Source organism: Stenotrophomonas sp. HMWF003, assembly GCF_003061285.1.
In the GTDB taxonomy this organism is placed as follows: domain Bacteria; phylum Pseudomonadota; class Gammaproteobacteria; order Xanthomonadales; family Xanthomonadaceae; genus Stenotrophomonas; species Stenotrophomonas maltophilia_AP.
Map to the genome: position 1 here is coordinate 11,724 of NZ_QAIW01000247.1, position 3,285 is coordinate 15,008.

The 3,285-nt window shown below is 69.3% G+C and carries 3 protein-coding genes and 1 pseudogene; 1 reads left to right on the forward strand and 3 read right to left on the reverse strand.

What is annotated here, in order from left to right; all coding sequences use genetic code 11:
* A partial coding sequence (locus tag DBR34_RS22605; protein WP_258223801.1) for a TIGR03862 family flavoprotein occupies positions 1-650 on the forward strand: 650 nt, incomplete at its 5' end.
* A gap of 307 nt (positions 651-957) precedes the next feature.
* On the opposite strand, the gene DBR34_RS10155 is transcribed toward DBR34_RS22605, so the two are convergent.
* The 3 genes and pseudogenes from DBR34_RS10155 to DBR34_RS22610 form a co-directional block, all read right to left on the reverse strand.
* Entirely contained in the window at positions 958-1,458 is a 501-nt protein-coding gene (locus DBR34_RS10155; protein ID WP_128096699.1) for a GNAT family N-acetyltransferase, read from the reverse strand.
* Entirely contained in the window at positions 1,458-3,080 is a 1,623-nt protein-coding gene (locus DBR34_RS10160) for an FMN-binding glutamate synthase family protein (protein WP_038689193.1), read from the reverse strand. The genes DBR34_RS10155 and DBR34_RS10160 overlap by 1 nt, the downstream gene beginning before the upstream one ends.
* A gap of 30 nt (positions 3,081-3,110) precedes the next feature.
* Positions 3,111-3,285 (reverse strand): annotated as a pseudogene (locus DBR34_RS22610) (nucleotide sugar dehydrogenase); the annotation flags it as partial.

Here is a 3,285-nt window from a genome sequence, read left to right on the forward strand (position 1 = left end):
ACTGCGGGTTCGACGTCGACTGGACCGCGTACTTCCGCGAGCGCCAGGCCGGTGCACCGTTGAAGCCGCTGGTGGCCCACTGGGTCGGGCTGGATGGACAGCCGCGCACGCTGCAGGGCGAGTGCGTGATCAGCGCCGACGGCATCGAAGGCAGCCTGGTCTATGCGATGGCCGCCGACCTGCGCGACACCCTTGCCCGCGATGGCGCGGTGACGCTGCATCTGGACCTGCTGCCCGGCCAGACCGAGGCGCAGCTGCTGGACAAGCTGCAGCGCCCCCGCCAGGGCCGCAGCTTCGGTGAACACCTGCGCCGCCAGCTGGGCCTGGGCGGAGTCAAGTCGGCGCTGCTGTTTGAAGTACTGGGCAAGGACGCCGGCCAATTGCCTGCCGAACGCATCGCCGCCGCGCTGAAGCGGCTGCCGCTGTCGCTGCTGCGCCCGCGCCCCATCGCCGAAGTGATCAGCACCGCCGGCGGCGTCCGCCTGGAGGCGCTGGACGCGCAGCTGATGCTGCGCGACCTGCCGGGCACGTTCTGCGCCGGCGAGATGCTGGACTGGGAAGCACCCACCGGCGGCTACCTGCTGACCGCCTGCTTTGCCAGCGGGCTGCGCGCCGGTCGTGGCGTCATCGCGTACCTGCAGGCCCGGTAAGCGGGCCGCGCCGAACCCGGTGGTGCCGACCGCTGGCCGGCTCCATGCACACCCGACACGCCCCGGTAGTGCCGGCCGCTGGCCGGCTCCAGGCATATCTTCAGGCATCCCGGGGAGCCGGCCAGCGGCCGGCACTACCTTGTGCTTCAGGCATCCCGGGGAGCCGGCCAGCGGCCGGCACTACCTTGTGCTTCGGGCATCCCGGGGAGCCGGCCAGCGGCCGGCACTACCTTCTGCTTTGGGCATCACGGGGAGCCGGCCAGCGGCCGGCACTACCCTGCACCGCGCCCCCAGCGGCCAGCCCGGGTCAGGGGCGCTGCATGCGCACCGAGGCGAGCGCGATACCGCTGGGATGCGGGTAGCTTTCCTCGCGCAGCGCCCGGAAACCGCAGCGCTGGTAGAACGGGACCGCGTTGAGCGAGGCCGACAGCACCAGCGGACGCGCCGGGTCGGCCAGGGCCTGCAGAGCCTGCATCAGCACCTGGCCGATGCCACGCCCGCCACAGTCGGGGTCGACGAACAACGCATCGATTTCATTGCCTGCTGCATCGAAGATGCCGTACCCCAGCAGCTGCCCTGCCCCGTCTTCGGCAACCACGCACCCGCCCTGCCCGATCAGGCCACGGTACTGCGCCGGCGGCGGCGAGGCGGCCCACGGCGCGATCACCTCCGGCGGATAGGCCGCACTGCACAGCTCACGCACGCAGCGGGTGCGCAGCGCCCACAGCCGCTCGGCCTCTTCGGCCGTCCCTACCCGTAGCGACGGGCGCTGGCCGGCAGCCTCGCCCTCGCCGACGGTTCCGGCCATCACCGCGACTTGCTCGTGCGCAGCGCCTGGATCCGCGCCGGCGGCTGGAACGAATCGCTGCGCGCATCGCTCCAGTAATCATGGAACACCGCATGGTCGGGCACCTGCCGCAGCAGTTCACCCGGCGCCAGGTAGCGGTACAAGGACGCCAGCGAGCGGATCTCCACCGGCGATACCCGGCGCAGGATGTGCTCGGGACCCAGTTCGGACGGGTGGTTCAAACCGGCTGCGCACAGCAGGTCGCGCAGCGCGCGCACGGTGTTGTCGTGGTAACTGTGCACGCGGGTGGCCTTGTCGGCGGCATCCAGGTGGCGCCAGCGGTGCGGGTCCTGGGTGGCGATACCGGTGGGACATTTGTCGCTGTGGCAGCTCAGCGACTGGATGCAGCCCAGCGCGAACATGAAGCCGCGCCCGGCATTGCACCAGTCCGCCCCCAGCGCGATGGTGCGTGCGATCTCGAACGCGCTGGTGACCTTGCCGGCCGCGCCCACCTTGATCCGGTCGCGCAGGTCCAGGCCCACCAGCGTGTTGTGGACCAGCAGCAGTGCTTCGTGCATCGGCACGCCGACGTGGTCGATGAACTCGGCGGGCGCCGCGCCGGTGCCGCCTTCGGCACCGTCGACCACGATGAAGTCCGGCAGCAGCTGGGTCTCGTGCATCGCCTTGGCGATGCCGAACCACTCCCACGGATGGCCGATGGCCAGCTTGAACCCGACCGGCTTGCCACCGCTCAGCTCGCGCAGGCGCGCCACGAACTGCAGCAGCTCCACCGGCGTGCTGAACGCCGAATGCTTGGACGGCGACACGCAATCCACGCCCATCGGCACGCCCCGGGTGACCGAGATTTCCGCGCTGACCTTGGCCGCCGGCAGCACGCCGCCATGGCCGGGCTTGGCGCCCTGGGACAGCTTGATCTCGATCATCTTCACCTGATCGGTGTTGGCATTGGCCACGAACTTCTCTTCGCTGAAACCACCCGCGTCATCGCGGCAGCCGAAGTAGCCCGACCCGATCTCCCACACCAGGTCGCCCCCCATCTCGCGGTGATAGGGCGAGATCGAACCTTCGCCGGTGTCGTGGTAGAAACTGCCGCGGCGCGCGCCTTCGTTGAGGGCGCGGATCGCGTTGGCCGACAGCGAGCCGAAGCTCATCGCCGAGATGTTGAACACGCTGGCCGAATACGGCTTGGCGCAATTGGGGCCGATCAGCACGCGGAAATCGCTGTGCGCGATCTCGGTGGGCGCCAGCGAGTGGTTGATCCACTCGTAGTCCACCGCATAGGTGCTGCGCAGCGTGCCGAACGGCACCACGTCCATTTCGTTCTTGGAGCGCTGGTAGATCAGCGCGCGCTGCTGCCGCGAGAACGGCACGTCCTCCAGGTCGCTCTGCACGAAATACTGGCGGATTTCCGGGCCGATCGACTCCAGCCCGTAGCGGAAATGCGCCATCACCGGGTAGTTGCGGCGCAGCGTGCTGCGCTTCTGCAACAGGTCCCAGGTGCCGAGCACCACCAGCGCGAGGGTGCCGCCGACGCCCCAATACCAGGCCGGCCATATCGTGGCCAGCCACAGGCAGACCGGCAACAACAGGATGGCGAGCACGTAGACCAGGTAACGATGCATGGCTTTCCTCGATCAATAACGCATTCGAGTCTACAACCGGTCGTCGACAACGTCCCGTGGCCAGACCGATTTGACGTCGTACACCACCCCGTCGGGGGTGAGCAGCGCGCGGATGGTGGCCGCGTCGAACGCACGGAACTCGTCGTGGGCCACGGCCAGCACCACGGCATCGAACGCGCCGGGATCGGCCCGCTCTACCCAGTGC

What these genes read in the sequence shown, in the direction of transcription:
- DBR34_RS10155 (WP_128096699.1), bottom strand. Translation starts at nt 1,458, where the DNA reads ATGGCCGGAACCGTCGGCGAGGGCGAGGCTGCCGGCCAGCGCCCGTCG.
- DBR34_RS10160 (WP_038689193.1), bottom strand. Translation starts at nt 3,080, where the DNA reads ATGCATCGTTACCTGGTCTACGTGCTCGCCATCCTGTTGTTGCCGGTC.